This window comes from Bacillus spizizenii TU-B-10 (assembly GCF_000227465.1).
GTDB classification, from domain to species: Bacteria; Bacillota; Bacilli; order Bacillales; family Bacillaceae; genus Bacillus; species Bacillus spizizenii.
On sequence record NC_016047.1, the window covers coordinates 638798 to 662589 of the forward strand.

Annotated in this window: 22 protein-coding genes, 7 tRNA genes and 1 pseudogene; 22 read left to right on the top strand and 8 right to left on the bottom strand. The window is 37.9% G+C overall.

Annotated elements, in window-relative coordinates:
* The first annotated feature begins 49 nt into the window (after positions 1–49).
* The 5 genes from rsbV to GYO_RS24985 all read left to right on the top strand — a co-directional run bounded on the left by rsbV (position 50) and on the right by GYO_RS24985 (position 4554).
* Positions 50–379 carry an anti-sigma factor antagonist RsbV gene (rsbV, locus tag GYO_RS24965; RefSeq protein ID WP_014112735.1) on the top strand — a complete coding sequence of 110 codons (330 nt, stop codon included), beginning with the start codon at positions 50–52 and terminating at the stop codon, positions 377–379.
* On the top strand, positions 376–858 hold the full coding sequence (rsbW, locus tag GYO_RS24970) for an anti-sigma B factor RsbW (RefSeq protein ID WP_003234299.1): 483 nt from the start codon (positions 376–378) through the stop codon (positions 856–858). Before rsbV ends, rsbW begins: the two co-directional genes overlap by 4 nt.
* A complete protein-coding gene (sigB, locus tag GYO_RS24975; RefSeq protein WP_003240361.1) occupies positions 824–1612 on the top strand; it encodes an RNA polymerase sigma factor SigB in 789 nt (262 codons plus the stop codon). Before rsbW ends, sigB begins: the two co-directional genes overlap by 35 nt.
* The gene (gene rsbX, locus GYO_RS24980) at positions 1612–2211 is read left to right on the top strand and encodes a phosphoserine phosphatase RsbX (RefSeq protein WP_014112736.1); all 600 of its coding nucleotides are present in this window, start codon (positions 1612–1614) and stop codon (positions 2209–2211) included. Before sigB ends, rsbX begins: the two co-directional genes overlap by 1 nt.
* A gap of 183 nt (positions 2212–2394) precedes the next feature.
* The gene (locus GYO_RS24985) at positions 2395–4554 is read left to right on the top strand and encodes a Tex family protein (RefSeq protein ID WP_014112737.1); all 2160 of its coding nucleotides are present in this window, start codon (positions 2395–2397) and stop codon (positions 4552–4554) included.
* Between the two features lie 9 nt (positions 4555–4563).
* Here GYO_RS24985 and cmpA read toward each other — a convergent pair whose 3' ends face one another.
* Entirely contained in the window at positions 4564–4677 is a 114-nt protein-coding gene (cmpA, locus tag GYO_RS43600) for a cortex morphogenetic protein CmpA (RefSeq protein ID WP_003225207.1), read from the bottom strand.
* Between the two features lie 103 nt (positions 4678–4780).
* Here cmpA and GYO_RS24995 point away from each other — a divergent pair, with 103 nt between their 5' ends.
* From GYO_RS24995 to GYO_RS25030, 8 genes are all read left to right on the top strand, one after another.
* Complete coding sequence (locus tag GYO_RS24995) at positions 4781–5233, top strand: SprT family protein (RefSeq protein WP_014112738.1); 453 nt, start codon at positions 4781–4783, stop codon at positions 5231–5233.
* 122 nt (positions 5234–5355) lie between these two features.
* Positions 5356–5430 (top strand) — tRNA-Asn (locus GYO_RS25000).
* A gap of 4 nt (positions 5431–5434) precedes the next feature.
* Positions 5435–5525, top strand: a tRNA-Ser gene (locus tag GYO_RS25005).
* Positions 5526–5554: 29 nt separating this feature from the next.
* Positions 5555–5626: transfer RNA gene (locus GYO_RS25010), tRNA-Glu, on the top strand.
* Positions 5627–5638: 12 nt separating this feature from the next.
* Positions 5639–5713 (top strand) — tRNA-Gln (locus GYO_RS25015).
* A gap of 27 nt (positions 5714–5740) precedes the next feature.
* Positions 5741–5816 (top strand) — tRNA-Lys (locus tag GYO_RS25020).
* A gap of 11 nt (positions 5817–5827) precedes the next feature.
* Positions 5828–5909: transfer RNA gene (locus GYO_RS25025), tRNA-Leu, on the top strand.
* Positions 5910–5990: 81 nt separating this feature from the next.
* Positions 5991–6074 (top strand) — tRNA-Leu (locus GYO_RS25030).
* Positions 6075–6333: 259 nt separating this feature from the next.
* On the opposite strand, the gene GYO_RS25035 is transcribed toward GYO_RS25030, so the two are convergent.
* The 4 genes from GYO_RS25035 to GYO_RS25050 form a co-directional block, all read right to left on the bottom strand.
* Positions 6334–7503, bottom strand: a complete 1170-nt coding sequence (locus GYO_RS25035; RefSeq protein ID WP_041520862.1) for an MFS transporter — start codon at positions 7501–7503, stop codon at positions 6334–6336.
* 137 nt (positions 7504–7640) lie between these two features.
* Entirely contained in the window at positions 7641–8387 is a 747-nt protein-coding gene (locus GYO_RS25040) for an SDR family oxidoreductase (protein WP_014112741.1), read from the bottom strand.
* Between the two features lie 246 nt (positions 8388–8633).
* Positions 8634–8909 carry an HPr family phosphocarrier protein gene (locus tag GYO_RS25045; RefSeq protein ID WP_014112742.1) on the bottom strand — a complete coding sequence of 92 codons (276 nt, stop codon included), beginning with the start codon at positions 8907–8909 and terminating at the stop codon, positions 8634–8636.
* Between the two features lie 169 nt (positions 8910–9078).
* Complete coding sequence (locus tag GYO_RS25050; protein ID WP_014112743.1) at positions 9079–10206, bottom strand: alpha/beta hydrolase; 1128 nt, start codon at positions 10204–10206, stop codon at positions 9079–9081.
* Between the two features lie 224 nt (positions 10207–10430).
* On the opposite strand from GYO_RS25050, the gene GYO_RS25055 reads away from it, so the two are divergent.
* Positions 10431–10976, top strand: coding sequence for a TetR/AcrR family transcriptional regulator (locus GYO_RS25055; protein ID WP_014112744.1), 546 nt, complete (start codon positions 10431–10433; stop codon positions 10974–10976).
* 41 nt (positions 10977–11017) lie between these two features.
* Here GYO_RS25055 and GYO_RS44265 read toward each other — a convergent pair.
* A pseudogene (locus GYO_RS44265) lies at positions 11018–11411 on the bottom strand (SMI1/KNR4 family protein).
* 218 nt (positions 11412–11629) lie between these two features.
* Positions 11630–12916, bottom strand: a complete 1287-nt coding sequence (locus GYO_RS25065; RefSeq protein WP_014112747.1) for an APC family permease — start codon at positions 12914–12916, stop codon at positions 11630–11632.
* 153 nt (positions 12917–13069) lie between these two features.
* On the opposite strand from GYO_RS25065, the gene GYO_RS25070 reads away from it, so the two are divergent.
* From GYO_RS25070 to GYO_RS25085, 4 genes are all read left to right on the top strand, one after another.
* Positions 13070–13513 (top strand): Lrp/AsnC family transcriptional regulator, encoded by a 444-nt coding sequence (locus GYO_RS25070; protein ID WP_014112748.1) that lies wholly within the window; start codon positions 13070–13072, stop codon positions 13511–13513.
* 861 nt (positions 13514–14374) lie between these two features.
* Positions 14375–14950 carry a TetR/AcrR family transcriptional regulator gene (locus tag GYO_RS25075; RefSeq protein WP_014112749.1) on the top strand — a complete coding sequence of 192 codons (576 nt, stop codon included), beginning with the start codon at positions 14375–14377 and terminating at the stop codon, positions 14948–14950.
* Positions 14951–15009: 59 nt separating this feature from the next.
* Entirely contained in the window at positions 15010–15759 is a 750-nt protein-coding gene (locus tag GYO_RS25080) for an SDR family NAD(P)-dependent oxidoreductase (protein ID WP_014112750.1), read from the top strand.
* Between the two features lie 258 nt (positions 15760–16017).
* Entirely contained in the window at positions 16018–17031 is a 1014-nt protein-coding gene (locus tag GYO_RS25085) for an NADP-dependent oxidoreductase (protein WP_014112751.1), read from the top strand.
* A gap of 844 nt (positions 17032–17875) precedes the next feature.
* Here GYO_RS25085 and GYO_RS25090 read toward each other — a convergent pair.
* Entirely contained in the window at positions 17876–18877 is a 1002-nt protein-coding gene (locus GYO_RS25090; RefSeq protein WP_014112752.1) for an LLM class flavin-dependent oxidoreductase, read from the bottom strand.
* Positions 18878–19139: 262 nt separating this feature from the next.
* On the opposite strand from GYO_RS25090, the gene lrpA reads away from it, so the two are divergent.
* The 4 genes from lrpA to GYO_RS25110 all read left to right on the top strand — a co-directional run bounded on the left by lrpA (position 19140) and on the right by GYO_RS25110 (position 23718).
* Positions 19140–19550 carry a transcriptional regulator LrpA gene (gene lrpA, locus GYO_RS25095; RefSeq protein ID WP_041521128.1) on the top strand — a complete coding sequence of 137 codons (411 nt, stop codon included), beginning with the start codon at positions 19140–19142 and terminating at the stop codon, positions 19548–19550.
* 349 nt (positions 19551–19899) lie between these two features.
* Positions 19900–20664, top strand: coding sequence for an MBL fold metallo-hydrolase (locus tag GYO_RS25100; protein ID WP_014112754.1), 765 nt, complete (start codon positions 19900–19902; stop codon positions 20662–20664).
* A gap of 192 nt (positions 20665–20856) precedes the next feature.
* Positions 20857–22167 (top strand): MFS transporter, encoded by a 1311-nt coding sequence (locus tag GYO_RS25105; RefSeq protein ID WP_014112755.1) that lies wholly within the window; start codon positions 20857–20859, stop codon positions 22165–22167.
* Positions 22168–22920: 753 nt separating this feature from the next.
* A complete protein-coding gene (locus GYO_RS25110; protein WP_014112756.1) occupies positions 22921–23718 on the top strand; it encodes a dihydrodipicolinate synthase family protein in 798 nt (265 codons plus the stop codon).
* The last annotated feature ends 74 nt before the right edge of the window (positions 23719–23792 follow it).

The window sequence follows — 23792 nt, forward strand, 5'->3', positions numbered from 1 at the left end:
GGGGGTATAAGACAATTAGTGATTTGAAGGAAAATTTGAGGTGATACGAATGAATATAAATGTTGATGTGAAGCAAAACGAGAATGATATACAAGTAAACATTGCAGGAGAAATAGATGTATATTCAGCTCCGGTGCTCAGAGAGAAGCTCGTTCCTCTGGCAGAACAAGGCGCTGATTTAAGAATTTGCCTGAAAGATGTCAGCTACATGGACAGTACCGGACTCGGCGTTTTTGTAGGCATCTTTAAAACAGTCAAAAAACAAGGTGGTTCGCTGAAACTTGAAAATCTTTCTGAGCGGCTGATCCGTCTGTTTGACATTACAGGCTTGAAGGACATCATTGATATTTCTGCAAAGTCAGAAGGTGGAGTGCAATGAAGAATAACGCAGATTACATCGAAATGAAAGTGCCGGCCCAACCTGAATATGTAGGGATTATAAGGCTGACACTGTCAGGCGTCGCGAGCAGAATGGGCTATACGTACGATGAAATTGAAGATCTGAAAATCGCAGTCAGTGAAGCGTGTACAAATGCAGTTCAGCACGCTTACAAAGAAGATAAAAATGGGGAAGTGTCAATCCGATTCGGTGTGTTCGAAGACCGTTTAGAGGTCATTGTGGCGGATGAAGGAGACAGCTTTGATTTCGATCAAAAGCAGCAGGATCTAGGGCCGTACACACCTTCGCACACAGTTGATCAATTATCAGAAGGAGGGCTCGGTCTATATTTAATGGAAACGCTCATGGATGAAGTCAGAGTGCAAAACCACTCCGGCGTCACCGTAGCGATGACAAAGTATTTAAATGGGGAGCGAGTTGATCATGACACAACCATCAAAAACTACGAAACTAACTAAGGATGAAGTCGATCGGCTCATAAGCGATTACCAAACGAATCAAGATGAACAGGCGCAAGAAACGCTTGTGCAGGTGTATACAAATCTTGTTGATATGCTTGCGAAAAAATATTCAAAAGGCAAAAGTTTTCACGAGGATCTCCGTCAGGTCGGCATGATCGGGCTTCTCGGCGCGATTAAGCGATACGATCCTGTCGTCGGCAAATCGTTTGAAGCTTTTGCCATTCCGACAATCATCGGTGAAATTAAACGTTTCCTCAGAGATAAAACGTGGAGCGTTCATGTGCCAAGACGGATTAAAGAACTGGGTCCACGAATCAAAATGGCGGTTGATCAGCTGACGACTGAAACACAAAGGTCACCGAAAGTAGAAGAGATTGCCGAATTCCTCGATGTTTCAGAAGAAGAGGTTCTTGAAACGATGGAAATGGGCAAAAGCTATCAAGCCTTATCCGTTGACCACAGCATTGAAGCGGATGCGGACGGAAGCACCGTCACGATTCTTGATATCGTCGGATCACAGGAGGACGGATATGAGCGGGTCAACCAGCAAATGATGCTGCAAAGCGTGCTTCACGTCCTTTCTGACCGTGAAAAACAAATCATAGACCTTACGTATATTCAAAACAAAAGCCAAAAAGAAACTGGGGACATTCTCGGTATATCTCAAATGCACGTCTCGCGTCTGCAGCGCAAAGCTGTGAAGAAGCTCAGAGAGGCCTTGATTGAAGATCCCTCGATGGAGTTAATGTAATGATCCAGGTTGAAGAAAACGAGCATATTCAAACTCTTGTATACCAACTGAATAAAGAAGGAAAATCGATTTGCGGCGACAGCTTTTTTATGAAAGCTGATGATAAGGAGTTAATTTGTGCGGTAGCTGACGGACTTGGAAGCGGATCGCTTGCCAACGAATCTTCTGCAGCCATCAAAGACTTAGTGGAAAACTATGCAAATGAAGATGTACAAAGCATTATCGAACGCTGTAATCAGGCGATGAAAAACAAAAGAGGCGCTACAGCATCTATTTTGAAAATCAATTTTGAACAAAGGCAGTTTACGTACTGCTCTGTCGGAAACGTACGTTTTATTCTGCATTCCCCCTCTGGTGAAAGCTTTTATCCTCTGCCGATTTCAGGCTATTTATCAGGCAAGCCGCAAAAATACAAAACGCACACAGCCACCTATGAAAAGGGTTCAAGGTTCATTATACATACAGATGGACTCAACGTGCCCGATATCCGCTCCCATTTGAAAAAAGGCCAATCGGTAGAAGAAATATCAAATTCGCTGAAAATGTATACGACATCGAGAAAAGATGATCTGACCTATATTCTTGGACAGCTGTCCTAAGAGATCAAAAAAAAGAAGCTGGACATCCGGCTTCTTTTTTTGCGCGATGTGTGTTTGAAAACAGCCAGAAATCTTCTTTTGAAAAATGAATAAAGACGTGCAGCACAGCTGTCTTTTTTTATGTGTTTTTTTCGGTTTTTGATACACTAGAGAAAGAACGACAAAATTGGAGGCTTTGGTTACATGGAAACGTCAGCCCTTTTAAAACAGCAAATTGCGAAAGAAATAGGTTTGTCACAAAAATACGTTGAAAGTGTCATCCGCCTGCTTGAGGACGGCAACACAGTCCCGTTTATCGCCCGGTACCGAAAAGAGCAGACGGGGTCAATGGATGAGGTTCAGATTCAGACGATTTCTGAACGCTGGCAATACATACAAAACCTGAATCAGCGAAAAGAAGAAGTCATCAGGCTCATTGCAGAGCAGGATAAATTAACAGATGACTTAAAGCGAAAAATTGAGCAATCGGTGAAGCTTCAGGAAGTGGAAGACCTTTACCGCCCGTATAAACAAAAACGCAAAACAAAGGCGACAGTCGCCAAAAGCAAAGGCCTCGAGCCGCTTGCTGACTATATCCTGACACTTCCGCGAGATAACCGTCTGGCACACACCGCAGATCAATACATCAGCGAAGAAAAAGAAGTGTTCACACGGGAAGAAGCGATTGAAGGCGCCAAGCATATTATTGCGGAACAAATCTCAGACGAGCCGAGTTTCAGAAAGTGGATTCGCCAGGAAACCTTTAAAAGAGGAAGCATTAAGTCTGCAGCCGGAAAATCGGCAGACACAGACGAGAAAAATGTGTATGAAATGTATTACGAGTATGAAGAGCCAATTGCAAAAGTCGTTCCGCACAGGGTGCTGGCGATGAACCGCGGCGAAAAAGAAGACATTTTAAAGGTATCTATCGAACCGCCTGCGGATCACATTAAGGCATATTTAGAAAAACAGATCATCAAAAACCGCTCAACGTCCGTAAAAGAGGTTTTGCAGGAAACGATTGAAGACAGCTATAAAAGGCTGATCCAGCCGGCAATAGAGCGTGAAATCAGAAAAGAGCTGTCAGAAAAAGCGGATGAACAGGCAATTCACATTTTTTCTGAGAACTTGAGAAAGCTTCTTCTGCAGCCGCCGATGAAAGGCAAAACCGTTCTCGGTGTTGACCCAGCGTTCCGAACTGGCTGTAAGCTTGCTGTATCAGATGAGACCGGAAAAGTCTTGAAAATTGATGTCATCTATCCGCATGCGCCGGTCAACAAAACAAAAGAAGCCCATGAAAAAGTGAAAAAGATTCTTGAGCAGTATCAAGTCGAGATGGTGGCGATCGGAAACGGCACGGCATCAAGAGAAACAGAGCAATTCATCGTCAATGTACTGAAGGACATGCCGCGGAAAATTTATTATGTGATCGTTAATGAAGCGGGAGCAAGCGTATATTCGGCTTCTGAGCTTGCCAGAGAAGAATTCCCTGAGCTTCAGGTTGAAGAGCGCAGTGCCGTATCTATTGCGCGAAGACTTCAAGATCCGCTGGCAGAACTCGTGAAAATCGATCCGAAATCTGTTGGTGTCGGACAGTACCAGCATGATGTCAGCCAAAAACGCTTAAATGAATCTCTGCGGTTCGTCGTCGAAACTGTTGTTAACCAGGTGGGAGTAAACGTCAACACAGCATCCGCCGCGCTGCTTCAATATGTAGCGGGATTATCGAAGTCTGTCGCAGGCAACGTTGTCAAAAAACGTGAGGAAATCGGTAAGTTTTCGAATCGAAAAGAACTGAAGGACATCCCGAGACTCGGTGCGAAAACCTATGAGCAATGTATCGGTTTCTTAAGAGTGCAGGAAGGGACAGAGCCTTTGGACCGAACAGGCATCCACCCGGAAAGCTATAAAGAAACAAAAGCACTATTGAAAAAGCTCGGCCTTTCAACAGAACAAATCGGCACGGCGGAATTGAAGGATAAAATCAATCAGCTGGCGCTTTCTGAAACGGCACAAGAGCTGGGAATCGGAGAAATCACCCTGAAAGATATTTGTGAACAGCTGACAAGGCCGGAACGCGATCCTCGCGATGAGGTGCCTAAGCCTTTGCTGAAAACAGACGTCCTTCAGCTGGAAGATTTGAAAGAGGGAATGGAGCTGCAGGGCACCGTGCGCAATGTAGTGGACTTCGGAGCGTTTGTTGATATCGGAGTCAAACAAGACGGGCTTGTGCATATCTCAAAACTCAGCAATCAATTCGTCAAGCATCCTCTTGATGTCGTATCCGTCGGCGATATTGTAACGGTTTGGGTTGACGGCGTAGATGTACAAAAAGGCAGAGTATCGCTGTCTATGGTAAAATAAAAGCACTGCTTACGAGCAGTGTTTTTTCCTATAGAAATACCAGCATTGATTCAGCAGTTTAATTTGGTAATTATCTTTTTCAAGGAACGCTTTTTGCATCTGTTTTTTAAGCCAATTTGGCATAGGCTCATTCCTCCTCAGCTTTTATCATATGAGGGACGGTGATTACCATATTGTATGCGAACGGTGAATTGTCCCGTTCAATGTTTTTTAAGTGAGGTGCACCATGGATAACAAAGAGCTTCAAAAGCTGACAGAGGATATTTCCGAAACGTATTTTAACAAGCCGTTCCGCCATCAGGCGCTTTTTAATGACAGGCTTAAAACCACGGGCGGAAGGTACCTGTTAACCTCCCATAACATTGAATTGAACAGAAAATATCTGATTGAACATGGCAGGGAGGAACTAATCGGCATCATCAAGCACGAGCTCTGCCATTATCATCTTCACCTTGAAGGAAAGGGGTACAAGCACAGAGACAGAGATTTTCGAGTGTTGCTGCAGCAGGTCAACGCGCCAAGGTTCTGTACACCCCTTAAGAAAAAAACAGAAAACAAAAAAACTTATATGTATATCTGTACGGCGTGCGGCCAACAGTATATAAAGAAGCGTGCCATGAATCCTGACAGATACAGATGCGGAAAATGCCGCGGAAAAATAAAAAGAATTTTTTCGTAAAAAAGGTTGACGGATATGGCAAGCCTATGTTACATTATAAAAGTCGTCACGAGAGATAAATAAAAACATTTACCTCTTGACACTGAAAATCAAGGCTGATATAATAAGTCTTGTCTCATTATTCCACAGTAGCTCAGTGGTAGAGCTATCGGCTGTTAACCGATCGGTCGCAGGTTCGAATCCTGCCTGTGGAGCCATATTGGAGAAGTACTCAAGTGGCTGAAGAGGCGCCCCTGCTAAGGGTGTAGGTCGCGTAAGCGGCGCGAGGGTTCAAATCCCTCCTTCTCCGCCATAAGATTTCGATATAAGTTCTCAACCATCGGCCCGTTGGTCAAGCGGTTAAGACACCGCCCTTTCACGGCGGTAACACGGGTTCGAATCCCGTACGGGTCATTCCATTTTCGTTGGGCTATAGCCAAGCGGTAAGGCAACGGACTTTGACTCCGTCATGCGTTGGTTCGAATCCAGCTAGCCCAGCCATTTTTATTTTTTGAAATCTAATAGTAAGAGCCATTAGCTCAGTTGGTAGAGCATCTGACTTTTAATCAGAGGGTCGAAGGTTCGAGTCCTTCATGGCTCACCATTTGTCTTTTTGCGGGTGTGGCGGAATTGGCAGACGCGCTAGACTTAGGATCTAGTGTCTTACGACGTGGGGGTTCGAGTCCCTTCACCCGCACTTTATTTACAAAGTGCACGCAAATTGGTTTTACTAGGTTAAGAGCCTACTAAACCAGCACAAATACAATTTCATGATCACGCGGTCGTGGCGGAATGGCAGACGCGCTAGGTTGAGGGCCTAGTGGGTGAATAACCCGTGGAGGTTCAAGTCCTCTCGGCCGCATCAATGATACCAAGGGTTTTGACGTCCTTGTTTTTTTGAGTTTTCGAGGAAATTATGTTTTGTGACCAAAAGTGTCGACTAACTTAAAGTAAGTTATTTATTTACAGTTCATATGATTGTCAGATAAATGACGTTAAATGTTGAAATGCCTGACTTAGTTGTTGAAAAAATAAGGTGTGAAAAAGCCGATCATCCTCAAAAGGACAGTCGGCTTTTTCTTCATGAAAATACGAAAAGAAAGTTCTTTAAAATATTGAGTTTATCTAAAAAATTGTTTTGTGGGACTATACATGTTCGTTCTGAGTAAAATCGATATCAAGCTCAATATAACTGATAAAAATCCTACTAACACGACGTATTGTGTACCTAATTGTGATATAAATAATCCACCTACAGCTGTACCAATTGTTGTTCCTACATTAGCAGATGTTACAAATAATCCATTTGCGAAATCAGGAGCTTCTGGTGCAGCAGACGTAATCCAATATTGATTTATATTATTTCCTATACCAGCTACTATTCCCCAAACTAAAGTAATGACAGCCATTGGTAAAGTAAATTGTCCTATTAAAAATAATATGATGTATACAATTCCTAATACAAATGGGTAAGAAACAACAGTCTTGATGGTATCTTTAGTAAGTAACTTACCTGCAATAATATTCCCAATGATGTTTGCCACACCGAATATGACTAATATGAAACTAATTGTATTAGGAGACATATTCGTAACTGTTTTCAGATACTCAGCAAGATAACTATAAACCCCAAATATTGCTGAATTTATTAAAATGACTGTAACAATGGAAAGCCAAGTAATTGTTTTTTTTAATACACTTACCTGTTTGCCGTAAGAAAGTTTTTCTTTTACAGGCATAGAAGGAAAAAATACTAATGTAGCAATGAATGTTAGAGCATTCACAATTGCAAAGAATAACATTGCGATATGAAGCGAAACTGTACTAGCAAGAAAACTTGCGATTGGTACACCAAGTACCATACCTGCAGAAACGCCCATAAGTACCTTGGCAACAGCTTTTGGAGCTTCTTCCTTGTCAACTGAGTTAGCAGCTATTGTAAAAGCCGCTGAAAAATAAATGGGGTGAAAAATGGCTGGAATTACACGAGCAATGATAGCTATCGTAAAGTTTGTTGCAAACAGAGAGACAATGTTACCCAGAACAAAAATACCAAGTACAAGTAACATTACCTTCTTGCGATTGATCCCCGAAAATAATAACGGCATAGTAGGACCGCAAATAGCAACAGTAAGTGCAAAGAGACTTACCAGCCACCCGGCCTTAGATACACTAATATGAAAATAATCAGCAATAGAGGGTAATATCCCTATAACCCCCATTTCAGTATTGATAATGCCGAAAGTTCCTACGGTGAGTATTAATATTAATAAATTATTTCGTTTAACCAAAATAACAACTCCAATCTTTATTGATGGATCAACAAGCAATAGTAAAAAATGCCCCAAACCATATAGGGGCATTTTTTTATTATAGAATTTAAAGTAACTGGCATGCAGGGCTAATAATCCTTAATCGCCAACATTCATTAGATAACTTGTTTGGTTGGACGAATCAAAATTTCACTTACTGCAACGGTTTCAGGCGTACTGATCGCATAAGCTACTGCATCTGCAATATCGCTTGGTTTAAGAGAAAAACCTTCTCCTGTATCCATAAGATCCTTTACCCATTCGCGGTTTTTAGGATCATTAATTGTTGTATAAAGTTCAGTACTGACAGCACCCGGTGAAACAATAGTTGACCGAATATTATTTTCCCTTTCCTCCTGACGCAATCCCTCCATAATCGCTCTAACCGCAAACTTAGTCCCGCAGTATACAGCTGAATCTGGATAAACAACATGTCCAGCTACGGAATCAGTTGCAATAATGTGACCGGACTGTTGTTGTTTCATAATAGGTAATGCAGCAGCAATTCCATTTAAAACACCCATAATGTTAATATCCAACATTTGACGCCATTCATCAAAGCGAGTTTCTGAAAGTGGAGCAGTTGGCATGATTCCAGCGTTATTGTACATTACATCTATACGGCCATATTTTTTAACTGCCAAATCTACAACTGCTTGAACATCTTCTTTATTCGTTACATCTGCAACAGCATATGAAATTTCCGCGTTGGGTAACGTTTCAACAAGAGCTTTCAAACGATCTTCACGACGAGCAGCTATAACTAGTTTTGCTCCTTCTTGTGCAAGTTTCTTAGTAGTTGCTTCGCCAATCCCACTTGATGCACCTATAATAATCACAACTTTACCTTGAATATTTGACATATTGCATAACACCCTTCTTTGAAACATTTCTTTATATTGTGTCCAAGATTTCTTTCATTTAAATGAACATCGATCGAATAACGAACATTTGTTTATTATTAATTAGATATGTGATACATACAATGATTAAATGAATACAATTTGTTGATTATTCAACAAGTCAACAAATATTGTTGATTATTTTAGAAAAAGCTAAGTATTTGTATAACCTGCATATCAGTGTCTTTAGTTTAAGAAGATAGAGTTTTACTGTACATAATCATTTTTTATTAAACTATCTTTGATCATTTCGATAGCCTGAACCTCGTCAGCTCCAATAGCCTTTAAATATATTTCGGTTCCAGGTTTAATTTCCAAGTCCATAATGTCCATTATAGACTTAGGTGAGTGTTTTAGATTGATTCTTTTCCCACGGCATTCAAGAAAGATATCTGATGCAAATGGATGAGCTAAACTTACTAACAGGATTGCTGGTCTCGCAAATCCTGTTTCCTTATTGACAATAAACTGTTTTTTAATCATTCTTCACCTCATAACATTATTATTGACAAAAGGAATTTTAGAGAAATAAAACTCATTTTATAAAATTACTTTGTTTTAAAAAATGAGAATCCAGGAAGATTTGCTTTATTATAATTGTTTCGTTTGAAGTACCATTGGTACGCAAAGCTCTCTGCAATTTTCAATCCGACTATTTTTTCTTCAGGTTTTTTTTGAAGAAGGACTCGAGCTTGTCAAAAGGGATTAGATTCACTCGGTCATACAGATCCACGTGACCTGCACCCGGAACAATGTAGATTTCTTTCGGTTTGCCCGCCAGCTTGTAGGCTTCTTCACTAAACTCTCTGGAATGAGCGTTTTCACCTGTGATGAAAAGCATTGGACGAGGAGAAATCGTCTGTATATCTTCGAATGGGTAAAAATTCATGAATTTGACGTTGCTGGTGAGCGTCGGGTGCGTTGTGAGTTCTGGCGACGATCCTTTAGGCGTGTATTCACCTCTTGGAGTGCGGTAGAAGTCATAAAACTCTCGCTCAATGGCAGTAGATTTTTCATTCAGTTCATGTACTGTCCCACTGGTGTATTTGGTTTTGCCGCCTGTGAACTCCGCATAGCGTTGCTCCGCTGCCTCTTCGAGAATCTTCTTTCTCTGCTCGAGAGTCTGCGAGTGTTTAAGCCCGTTACGGTTAGCAGCACCCATGTCGTACATACTGACTGTCGCAACGGCTTTCATGCGCGGGTCGATCTTGGCTGCGCTGATGGCAAAGCTCCCGCTGCCACAAATCCCTAGAACACCAATCCGCTCCTTGTCAACAAACGGCCGGGTGCCTAGGAAATCCACCGCAGCACTGAAATCCTCGGCATAGATATCCGGCGAAACAGCGTTGCGAGGCTGACCTTCACTCTCTCCCCAGAAAGACAAATCCAAGGACAACGTAACGAATCCCTTTTCAGCCATTTTTTGCGCATACAGATTTGAACTTTGTTCTTTTACTGCGCCCATAGGATGCCCGACAATGATCGCGGGATTTTTGGTGTTCTGATTCAAACCTTTAGGAATAAAAAGATTCCCTGCAACTTTCATGTTGTATTGATTTTTAAACGAAACATTCTTTTTGTTTACCTTGTTGCTTTTGTAAAAGTTGTCTGCTCCATTGGACAGATCCGGCTTGTATCCAACGGTGGTCTTGGATACAGTGTCAACGCTAGCCTTTGATGCAACGTCAGCACTAGTCTTTGATGCAAAGGTCACCGCGGATAAAAGCAAGCCCAATGATATCCCTGTGAGTACAAGCGTGATAGTAAACTTTTTTTTCAATTTTACATAACACCCTTTCTTACTTTTGTTTTAAAAATAATTCTCTTGTAATTAAATGGTGTATATTGACTTTGTTGAAAGCATCGTTGATTGATTAATCAACATTTGTTTATAATTATAAATAGATCCACGATGCTCTCAATGGTTAAATGAAAGCAATTCGTTGATTAATCAACACTTCAACCTAAATTGTTGATGATCTTAAGAAAGTGTGGTGACCAGCTATGTCCAAAGTGGATAGAAGAATAACCAAAAGTCAAGAAGCGATTAAGAGTGCTCTGATTGAGCTGATGAGTGAAAAAAGTTTTGATCACATTACAATTAAGGATATTGCTGACAGAGCAAATGTTAATCGAGGAACCATTTATCTTCATTACTTAGATAAATTTGATCTATTAGATAAGATTATGGAAGAACATATAAACAATATGGGGGATTTTTGCGAGTCAGCTACTGAAATGGATTGGATTGAATCGACTGTTCACTGCATGGAATATCTTGAGAGTAATTATTTATTCTTTTCGACGATGTTGGCCAGTGAGGGAGCTCGATATTTTCGCAGTCAGTTCCTTAAGTTTAATATCGAAGAGTTTAAGAAAGATGTAGATATAACGAAAGGCAAAAATTATGGCCAAAGTGAAGATGTCATTGTTGAATTTGTTGCAAATGCTTACGTGGGAGTAGTGGAATGGTGGCTAAAAAATGAAATGCCTTATCCACCTCGTGCTATGGCAGAAAAAGTGGGAGAGTTGTTAGAGAGGATTATATAATCACTACTATCAAAATTTCATATCATCAATGAACCAAGGGGTTATTCAAGAAAATTATTTACAGCAGTATAACCGTATCCTTCATGGTTGTCCCAAAGGATAACAGGATATTCGCCATCTACCATTTTATTTGTATCAAGACAATAAGAGTATTCATCTATATACTCAATAACAACTAGACCTGGTATAAGTTTGTAAAACGTTCTGTATTCTTTTGTTTGCTCTACAACTTCAGCTCCATGAGAGTCATAACCGAGTATCATAGTCCGAACGTGCCTCCTGAACCATACTCAGTTAAAACCACTTATAACTGTCTGGAAGGGTTACTCTGAGAACTTCTTCTATCTCTTTAATTTGTTTATCAATGACTTCTCCAGTAAGAATTGAATATTTTTTATTCTCATCAAAGAATTTTTTCACTTTAGAGTAATTCACATTTAGCCTCACGTACATTTAATTTTGGTTTGCAATTCATCGATCTTATTAAGTTCGTACTCATAATCACAGTTTTCTTCTCAAAAAAGTTCATAGGAGTAGTATTTATTTTCATATGCCTATTTTAATAGACATGCCACCAAGTTCATGTCATGGGAAAGAGATAGGCAATATACATCAGCCTACCTCAGCGATTTTAAAGAATACCATACCCTCTATTATTTATTTTCTTCTCTTTTAGCTCTCCAGGTGATGTATCCAATACATGAAAGTGCAACAATAATAGGAATAGTAATAAAGGAACCAATAAAAGGATAAGCCGCAAGGCATAATAGACAAGCAATAACAGCTAGCAACTTGCCGAAGGCATTTGTAATCAGCCGAACTCCTGCTGCTGTACCAAATATATAGGTGGCTATCGCTAATGAATTAGGAATAAACACTAACTGGTCTAATCCAATATGAAAAATACAACTAAATAGTAAGCCAATCCCTGCAATTGATCCTACTAATAGTACAGCACGGCTAGGGGTTGAATATTTTTGATTCAGGTTATCCAGCCATGAGGGAGCAAGACGTTTATGAGATAAGGAATAACCTAATCGGCTCATACTTGCCACAAACGCATTGTTAGTTCCTAAACATATGATAAAGGCAAGTATTGCTGTTGTCCAAGCACCATTTACTCCTGCCACTTTTTCAACAACATGTGCTATTGAAGCATTATTCATAGCACTATCAACGGTTTGTTCCCCAGTTGAATAAGAGTTTGTGCCAATGACAGCCAAAGCAATGCCTATGTATAATACACCAATTATAATAATGGCCCACCATGTTGATCGCATGATGTTTTGTTTTCTTGGGCTTTTAAATTCAGGTGCCAGACTAGATATTGCTTCCCACCCAAAGAATGACCAAAAAATGAGCATTGCGGATTGGCCGATTGGCATGATGCTGTGTTTTGTGATGTGTGGTGTTATGCTCTCATGGTCAATTGCTGGAAATGCTAAAACTGATGTACCTAATAATATCAATAAAGTAAGTCCGGCTAATACCAATTGAATTTTTCCACTTGTTTGTAGACCTACATAGTTTCCGATTACAGCGATTGAGAGTAATATGCTTGCAATAATATATGAGTGAAAATATGGTAAATTAAATGCAAAAGCTATGTAAGTTCCACCCGTTAATGAAACTATAATCTGTCCTACACTTCCTGCAATGAAAAAAAACCATCCACAAATAGCACCTGCATAATGCCCAAAAGCTTTATCCGTAAAAGTTAATATTCCACCTGAGCTAGGGAAATCAATTGAAAGGAATGCAAATGTGCAAGCTAATGGAATACTTAGCAGTATCATAATCATCCATGAAACTAATGCGTTTGAACCCGCAATACCTGCTGTCATTCCAGGTAATATTAAAATTCCTGATCCTAAAACTGCTCCCACATATAGAGCGGTGCCTTGTGAAACTGATATAGTTTGCTTCAATGGCTGAGTCAAAGATATTCTCTCCTTACATTTCTGAACTTATTTTTATTATAGAAGGTTATTCTCTTTGTTTATATAAACTAATGAATGTTTTATTCTCTTATGCTTTACGATATGTATGAAAAACAATAGAATTATATACAATTATGAAAAGGAGAGATGGAAATGGATGAAATAGACCGGAAATTATTAGAACTGCTTCAAGAGGATGCACGAATAACAATTATTGAATTATCGAAAAAACTGAATTTAAGTCGTCCGAGTGTAAACGAACGATTACGTCGTTTGCAGGAAAACGGTGTTATTCAGGGGTTTACCGCGCGTGTTTCAGCTGAGGCTATTGGAAAAGGTACAATTGTGATTATACAAATAGGAAATTTAAAAATAGAGTGTCGTCGATTTGAGGAATTGATCAAGGAAGAAACGGATATTCTAGAATGCCATAGAGTTACAGGAACGAATAGTTACTTTCTAAAGGCAGCAGTAGCTACGATGAAGGATTTAGAAGCCTTAGTAGACCGCCTAGTTCCTTATGGGCAATTAAATACATCTGTCGTACTGTCATCGCCTATTCTTTCTCGCCCTCTGCTGCCTGTCACTGATAGATAAAAAAACTTTGTGTATGTCCCTAAGTCTGGCACTCTAAGAGACTGGTATTAATTGAATGAAAAGCATTCCCTTATTTTACACGGAAGAGTTTAAAATTCTTAATCAATAAGATGAAAAAGTTAGGACGGATATTTATTGTTTTGACTCACTATTTTTTAACCATTATTGATATAAACGTATAGAAATGATGGCAAATAAGATAAGGAGTGTAATGAAAATAAGCTTTCATAATCAATGATATGGATTTACTATCTTGAGGGCCTAGTGGGTGAATAACCCGTGCGAGCTTCAAGTCCTCTCGGCCGCATCATTATACCAAGGGTTTTGACGCCTTTGGTATTTTTTGTGTTTTAATTTTTATGTACTGTCCACAAACTGCCCAATTAATTACCTAAAGTAAGTCATCTAACTCATCAGCTTTTGCCTTTTATTTATAAGTGCCCAAAGAGCCAATTAAGATCTTAACAGAGTTTCCTAAATGTTCTATAATTGTTATGCTATCCTCTTCCTGATAAATGAAAAATTAGACATATGATAGTTTAAAGTTACTTCAAGATCAGAGTTTTTACAAAAGAATCAAATAGACTACCTAGTTTATTTTAAAGTTCTTGCTGTTGAACATTAAAATAGAGACACATGAATAGTTCCAAATTCTTTACTGTTCGTTCTCAAATTGTTATACTTGGTGTACGTTAGATCTAACAGTTTTGTTTCTCTGTCCAAATGAGAATGATCGTTCTTTAATTGGTATAGAATATATTGAGGGAGGGATGAATGGTTTAAAGTTGTTGTACTCTAGTGCATCAAATATTCACAATCTTTCTCAGAAATAAGAGGTAATACGTTCTAAGGTGGGATTACATGGCTAGAATTAAAGAATTTGATGAAAAAAAAGCATTAAGAAAAGCAATGGACCTTTTCTGGGAACAGGGTTATGAAAAAACATCCATGCAAGACTTGGTGGACCACATGGGCGTTCACCGCAGAAGTATCTATGACACATTTGGCGACAAACATACTTTATTTATGCGAGCCTTAAGTCACTATGTAGAAGTAATGGAAGTAAGAATGAAGAATGAAGTGAAGACAGAATTAACGGTTAAGCAGGCTATACGAAAATTATTTGAAATGGCTATTTATCCAAAAGAAAATCAGCCAAAAGGATGTTTAGCTGTTAATGCAGCAGTTGAATTATCCTTAATAGATGAAGAAGTAGCTAAGAGAATTACAGAGATTTTTATAAATACAGAAGCCTTATTATTTGATCTGCTAAAACATGGTCAAGAACAAGGAGAAATTCCTAAACACTATGATATCAGAGGGCTTTCTCAATTCATTCATAATTCACTCGTAGGGGTACGAGTATTAGCAAAAACGACAAATGATAAGCAAAAATTAGAAAATATTATTGATTTGACTTTGTGGACTCTAGACTGAATCTATTTTGTTATATGGAACAACTACTTAAAAAAATTTGTTTTCGAGGAGAGAATAATATGAAGTACACAGTTATTACAGGAGCAAGCTCAGGTATAGGATATGAGACAGCATTAGCGTTTGCTGCTCGCGGCAAAAACTTAATTATTGTAGCTAGAAGATTAGATAAATTAGAAGAGCTTAAATCAGCCATTCAGAATATCAATCCTGATTTGGATGTTATTATTCGTACAAGTGACTTATCTGTCACAGATCAGGCATATACACTGTATGACAATTTAAAGGAATATCAAATTGAGACTTGGATTAATAATGCTGGGCTTGGTGAATCCTCTTCTGTCACAGATCAAAATTTAGATAAAGTGGAAACCATGTTACGTGTCAATGTAGAATCCTTAACGATTCTTTCTACACTATTTGTACGTGATTATTCTGATGTAGAGGGAACTCAGTTAATTAACGTATCATCAGCACTTGGATATGCAATTTCTGTTGGCAGTATTACTTATTCTGCATCTAAATACTTTGTTAGTGCATTCACAGAAGGGCTTGCAAAAGAACTGGAACTCAAAGGTGCGAAGATGAAGGTGAAAGTTTTAGCACCAGCAATGACGGAAACAGAATTTATGAAAAATGCAACTGATACGAAAGAATTTGATTATAAAGCAAATATCCCGATGTACCACACAGTTGAGCAAGTGGCGAGTTTTATGATGGAGCTTTATGATAGCAATAAAGTAGTAGGGGTCGTAGACGAAAACTATGAACATCAATTAGTAAATCAAATTTATCCGATACTAGAGGCATAATAATTTAAGTTATTAAAGCTATATAACATACTTAATACAATAATCCTTGGCGGATTAAAAACATTTATTTTCATTATCGGTTCTGAAAAAATTTTAACCAATTGAGAATGATCGTTCTAAAAAAGATCACTAGTGCTGAATAAATACGAAATTGAGTAATTCTTTATGATTTAGGGTGGTGGGTTTATCGAAGTCAGACTTTGATTAAATAAGATTCCCCTCCATCTAAAAGATTAAGATAGAGGATGCTGATAAAAAATGAAAACACTCATGAAAGCAGCTCAGATCACCAAGTACTCAAAGAATCTCTATGCCCAAATCAATGACATTCCAATTCCAGAAATCGATGACAATGAAGTCTTGGTAAAGGTCAAAGCTGCGGCGGTTAATCCACTCGAAATGTTGATTATGTCAGGTAGCGTGCAACTGATTCAAGATTATGAATTCCCTCTAACGCTTGGTAATGAATTGACAGGTGTTATCGAAAAAGTCGGGAAAAATGTGACAGACTTTCACGTAGGAGATGCCATCTATACACGTCTCCCGCTAGAAAAAATTGGTGCCTTTGCGGATTATGCCGCAATTGACGCTGCCGGAATTGCACCCATGCCAAAAAACTTGTCCTTCGTGGAAGCCGCTGCTGCACCACTGGCTGGACTCACAGCATATCAAGGTCTACATGAAGAACTTGAGGCGCAGTCTGGTAAATCTGTTTTCATTCCAGGTGCATCAGGCAGCTTTGGTCAAATGGCTGTTCCAATCGCAAAGGCAATGGGCCTAAATGTCATAGCTAGTGGCAACTCAGAAGCGCGCGAACGCACTTTGGAAATGGGTGCCGATCAATATTTGGATTATTCAACAGAAAACTATGTTGACTTGTTGTCTAATGTGGATTACGTGATTGATACACTGGGTCCTAAAGAGTTTGACAGTGAATTGAGTATCATCAAACCGGGCGGAAGATTGCTCTCTCTCCGTACAGGGCCAAATAAATGTTTCGGGAGAGACCGAAATTTCCCATTATGGAAACGAGTGCTATTTTCCCTTGCTGGTGCAAAGTATGACCGCAAAGCCAAGAAACAAAACGTGGAATATCATTTTATCTTCGTTCGTTCTGACGGCGCACAACTTAAAGAGATTACTAAAATCATCGAAGAAAACAACATTGTTCCAGCAATTCATCCAACACTATTTACCATAGACAACGTAAATGAAGCGCTAGAACTAGTCGCAAATGGACGACTAAAAGGGAAAGTGATCATTCATTTTTAAGGGGAACATGATGAAAGCAGTTAAAAAGTGGAGATCATTTATGTATAGATTTTGAAAAGGCAATAAGTGTTCCAGACAGCGAGTTCTGCTCAATTAGAAATGGAACAAGGTAAAAAACTAGATCAGGTCATGTGCAAAATTTGAGTTAGCCGGTGTCCTGTATCAGTAATTATGAAACATGCAGTACTAGCCCTTACAATTATGTATTATAAAAAAATGTGGGTTTCAAATTGAGATAGGCGTTACTCTAACAGACGTGCTACCATCTGTCTGGCAATGAAAAGTACTACTTTATTTTACACGAAAGAGATTAAAATTCTTAATCAATAAGATAAAAAAGTTAGGATGGACATTTATTATTTTTTGCTCACCATTTTTTAACCATAATTGATATAACGTATAGAAATGATAGTAAGTGAATATAAGGAGTATAATGAAAATAAGCTTTCATAACCAGTGATATGGATTTACTATGTTAAGGGTCTAGTAGGTGAATAACCGTGTAGGAAAAGTCCTCTCGGCCGCATCCCAATAATACCAAGGGTTTAACCACCTTTGGTATTATTTTTTTATGCGGAAAATACGGCTATGGAAGAATACTTACTCACCAACTCACCAGTTACTTAAAGTAAGTTATCCAAACGTCGGCAGTTTCCTTCTGTTTATTAGGAAAAGATGTCCGTAAGTATTCATTGTATAAAGAAACAGAACTATGTCCTAAAAATAAGGGTGATACATATTATACATGGCTAATATGCATTACCCATTTCTTTTTTGTTCAACAATCGCGCCCGATTGTTGAAGAACATAAGCTAATACAACTGACTCTAAAGTGCTCCATTCTTTATTCAAACAACTCATCCACAATATGTTTGAAAATCTCGTAAGATTGAATTTCCTTGCTCAATTCGTAAATATTAGACAACACAATTAATTCATCTACTTGATACATCTGTTGGAATTCAATTAGTTCGTGACGAATTGTTTCTGGATCACCCATGATTGTATACCCCAGTCGACTATGGAGAATTTCTAATTCAAACTGTGATAACGATTCTAGGAAGTTTTCAGTGGGTGGAATAAGCTTACTTAAATTATTTGTGTAAATATCAATATACACCTGCAAATGACTTGCAGAAATAAAAGATGCCTCTTCCATAGATTCTGCTGCAATCACATTAATGCAAGCGATCACATAAGGTTCTTGTAAATAAGAAGACGGTTGGAAATTTTCTCGATAAATAGAGAGCGCTTCTTCCATCGCATGGGGTGAAAATTGAGCGCCAAATGCATAGGGTAAACCAAGCTTTGCAGCAATTTCCGCTGAATCCGTTGAGGATCCTAACACAAAAACAGGCACATGCGTTCCAATACCCGGATAAGCGCGAACCTCTCCCTGCACACTCTTATCCCCGACAAAACGCAAAATATCATTTACTTCTCTTTCAAAGAAAAACACTCCATTATGGTTGGAACGACGAATCACATCGGCCGTTTTTTGATCCGTTCCGGGTGCGCGTCCTAATGCCAAATCTACCCGATTTGGATATAATGTTTCAAGTGTTCCAAATTGCTCCGCTACGATTAATGGGGAATGATTTGGCAACATAATACCCCCTGAACCTACGCGAATGTCTTTTGTATTTGCTAATATATGTTGTACAATTGATACGGTTGCTGCACTTGCATAAGCGTCGTGATTATGATGCTCTGCAAACCAAATCCGTTTATAGCCCATATTATCTACAGCTTTAGCTAATGACACTGCAGAATCAATCCCTTGTTTCATTGTTTCTCCTTGTCTTAATGGAGCAACTGACAAAACAGATATATCAAATTTTTTCATAATTTCACCTCTAAAAATAATGAACTTATACAACATCAATGGAAAAACATTTTAAATAAATGTCTCATTTAAAATGGTGTACATTCCTCTTTTGATTTGTATGCAAATAAATATATACTTTCTCAATCGATCAATACATAGGGAAAGTAAAGTGATTTCACCATTTCACTTTATTTTTAAAGTTTTAAGCAAACATAAAAAAATTGTACAGCGAACAAACTATGTAAAATACATCTTATTTTTTCAGAAAGGATACAAGAAAATGATTGATGAAACAGATAAAAAAATACTCGATGAGCTGTCTAAAAATAGTCGCCTTACAATGAAAAAATTAGGGGAAAAAGTACATCTCACTGCACCAGCAACCGCATCAAGAGTAGTAAAGTTATTAGACAATGGCATAATAAAAGGATGTAGTATTGAAGTGAATCAAGTGAAATTAGGCTTCTCTATACATGCTTTTCTTAATATTTATATCGAAAAAATCCATCATCAACCTTATTTAGCTTTTATAGAAACACAAGGTAACTATGTCATAAACAATTATAAAGTTAGTGGAGACGGTTGCTATTTGCTTGAATGTAAATTCCCCTCAAACGAGGTATTAGATCAATTTTTAAATGACTTAAACAAACATGCAAACTATAAAGTGTCGATTGTTATTGGTAAATAGTTAACTTTATAAAACGGAGATGTGTGGTCATATAACACGATATATATCTGCTCTAAAAAAGCCCTAGTTTGGATATGAAATTTACCAAGCTAGGGCTTTTTTTATACATATGGAACTGCAGCTGCTGGCTATGTTAAATGTACTCTCTCCCAGATCTTCATTGTAATTTGGCTATTATGACATACTTTCTCTATCATTTTTTATCTGTATTTGAACGTTAATTCCTTTCGAAAATAAAGTCAAAGAGTTAAAACACTTTTTTTTATCTATGTATTTGAACACTGCTGATATTATACACTTAACTCTGTTCGAACTTAGACAAATAAAAAAAAGAAAGTGAGTTGTAAATATGAATATTACACAAATTCGAAATGCAACAATTGTTGTAAAATACGCAAATAAAAAATTTTTAATAGATCCTATGTTAGCAGAGAAAGGTACGTACGCTACTTTCCCTGAAACGATCAGACAAGATCTATTTAATCCTTTGGTGAGTTTGCCAACATCAATTGATAACATTCTGGATGGCGTAGATGCAGTAATTGTTACTCATCTACATCTAGATCACTTTGATGATGTGGCAAAAAACGTATTGCCAAAAAACATCAAAATGTTTGTTCAAAATGAAGCAGATGCAAAAGAAGTAAAAGCAAGTGGTTTCAAAAATGTAGAAGTACTGCAACAAGACACTGTTTTTGAAGGGATCCAATTAGTAAAAACAAAAGGTGAACATGGCAGAGGAGAAGAGTTATTAAACTTAATGGGTGATGTTTGTGGATTAGTATTCAAGCACCCAAGTGAAAAAGTTTTATATGTAGCTGGGGATACAGTTTGGTATGATGCTATCGAAGACGAGATTCATACACATCAACCAGAAATCATTGTGGTTAATGGTGGAGACAATAAAAGATTAGATTTAGGTTCACTCATCATGGGAAAAGAAGACATCTATGAAGTTCACAAGGCTGCTCCTCATGCTAAGATTATATCTGTTCATATGGAAGCTGTTAACCATTGGACACTATCTAGAGAAGAATTAAAAAACTTTAGTAAAGAAAAAGGATTCTCAAGTAATATTTTAGTTCCAGAAGATGGCGAGTCTTACACATTTTAATATGAACACCAACAAATAAATAGAAGAAGCTCATAATTATAAAAACTAATCATGAGCTTCTTCTAATAATGAATATATTAAATTTTAAATATATCGAAAATCCTAAATATACGGAAAAACAAAAATGGAATGTTCCAATGATGACAAAAAACTTGAAAAGCAACAAAGATGTGTCGTTAGGAGGTAGAATTCATGGTAATGACAAAAAAAGATACAAATATATCAAAACAGCAGCCTGTTTGGTTACAAGGTTATATTGATTCACCAGAAAAACAAAACCAACTTTATAAAAAAACATTAAAAATCTTGATTTTTTCACAAATTTTTGGGGGAGCAGGACTTGGTGCTGGGATAACAGTTGGGGCGCTTCTTGCACAAGATATGATAGGATCGGAAAATGTAGCAGGAATTCCAACTGCCCTCTTTACTTTTGGATCTGCCGTAGCTGCCTTACTTATAGGAGCATCCTCACAACGTTTTGGTCGTAGAGCCGGACTTGCAGGTGGTTTCCTTATAGGTGGATTAGGTGCTATAGGTGTTATAATTGCGGCTTTAATCAACAGCGTTGCCCTATTATTTGTTTCCCTTCTTATTTATGGAGCAGGTATGGCTTCTAACCTTCAAGTTCGGTATGCTGGGACAGACCTTGCTAATGAGAAACAACGGGGAACTGCTGCAAGTATGGCCTTGGTTTCTACTACTTTAGGTGCTGTAGTAGGCCCTAACTTAGTTAATACAATGGGAGAATTTGCAGATTCAATTGGTGTTCCCAATTTAGCTGGTCCGTTTATCATGTCAGGAGCAGCTTTTATAATTGCTGGATTTATTCTCTTCATTTTTCTTCGTCCAGATCCGCTGTTTGTATCTACAGCTATTGCGAATGCTGAGAAAAAAGACGATAAAGTACAAATAGGAGGAAGTCTAAAAGATCCTGCCATAAACAAAAAAGGAATAATGGTAGGAGCTGTCATTATGGTTTTAGCTCAACTAATTATGACAGCTATTATGACTATGACACCAGTTCACATGGGACATCATGGTCATGGTTTGAGCGAAGTGGGATTAGTTATAGGGCTCCATATTGCAGCGATGTACCTTCCTTCACCATTGACTGGTTTATTAGTAGATAAGTTTGGTCGCACTACTATGGCTATTGCTTCAGGTGCTACACTTCTTGCCGCTGGATTGGTGGCAGCTATTGCACCGGCAGACTCATTATTATTACTAATCCTAGCACTAGTATTACTAGGAGTAGGTTGGAACTTTGGTTTACTAACGGGAACTGCCCTCATTATAGATTCAACACATCCATCTGTACGTGCAAAAACACAAGGAACATTTGATGTCTTAGTAGCACTATCAGGAGCAGCGGGTGGAGCCTTGTCAGGAATGGTTGTTGCACATTCTAGCTATACAATACTATCAATTTCTGGAGCCGTTTTATCATTGCTACTTATTCCTGTAGTTATTTGGTATTTTAGAGGGATTCAGGAGAAAGCATAAGCTTAAATAATTTGCTATACATTTAAAGAACCTAAGTAGACATTACTTTAAGGTGGCAACGGAAAAACCTCCTTTTTTATTTATTATAGTAAGTTGACATGGCATTAGTGGCATGTGTATAACTACACAATTATTTAGTTGTTCGTTTACAATCTAAAAATAGTGCCCATTTTGTGCCCAGAATTCGTGAAAAATGATGAAAATAGGTATAAATAAAATAAACAGATGCTTTGAATAAAAGCTTTTGTAAACCACGATATGTTTTTACTAGGTTGAGGGCCTGGTGGGTGAATAACCCATGGAGGTTCAAGTCCTCTCGGCCGCATCAATGATACCAAGGGTTGTAGACCCCTGGTATTTTTTTATGCTTATTTTTAAATTGTCTATTGCCCAGTTACCTAAAGGTAATCAACTATTTATCAGCCGTTTCCTTTTGTTTGGATGATATTATGAAGAAGCAAAAGGTAAAGATATTAAGTAAGAGGAGTAAACCATGTGTTTGCTCCTCTTTTTTTCTCTCTATAAAATGATTGTCCTGTGAATTCAATGCGCTTTTTAACGATTTAGTCAGTTTAGCTTTATTTTTGTGATTATAAACGATAGTTTTTACCTATCATTTCTATATAAATAATTGAATTGTATTATAAGTAAAGCTGACCTATACTTTTATTGAAAATTGACTTTGCTTAGAAAGCATCAAGGTATAAGGCAATTGTTAAATGCTAATTCCGAAAAAAACCACGGAGGTATTTCATGAAAAATTTTAATGTTGCTATTCCAACTCCATTTCATAATGATGAGAGTTTATATTTAGAAGGTTTTAATGACATTCTGGACTACTTGACAGAAAATGAGATAGATTCTGTACTTGTATCTGCTACAACTGGTGAACAAAATTCAATGAGCATCGAAGAACGAATCCAGATTATTAATTATTTTAATCAAAAAAAATTCAAAAATGTTGAACTTATGTTTGGTGTGTCAGCAACAAGAACCAAAGATGCAATAAAACTAATTAAGGAGCTTGAGGATTCTGTCTTTGACGCAATTCTAATTCAGTTCCCACCTTATATTCAACCAACTCAAAAACAGGCCATTAGCTATATTAATGAGTTGCTGCAACACACAACTAAAAATGTAGTGCTTTATAATAATCCTTTTAAAACAGGATTTGAGCTAAGTGCTGAATCATTTGAAACTCTTATCAATCAAAAACATTCAAATCTTGTAGGACTTAAAGAAGAGAGCGATGCCAAACGTCATTCAAGTACAAACTTACCGGATGACTTTGTGATGTTCGCTGGTGGTGATATCAATCTTCCGGAAAAAATACTTAATGGTTGTAATGGGCTGTCTAGTATGGTTGGGAATGTATATCCAAAGGAGATTAAACAACTATTTAATCAATTAATTTTGAATAAACCAGTTGATCTTAGGAAATTAAACGATTTAATTATTGAAGTTACAAGCGGTCAAGCAATAATGAATATAAAGAATCACTATAACTCTTTGGGAATAAAAGTAGGGCCATGTCGTTCCCCAATTAATTGATTATAAGAGTGATTTAGTATTTATATACTTACAAACCAGTAACGATTTCACTGCTTGTAATCTTATTACATTGA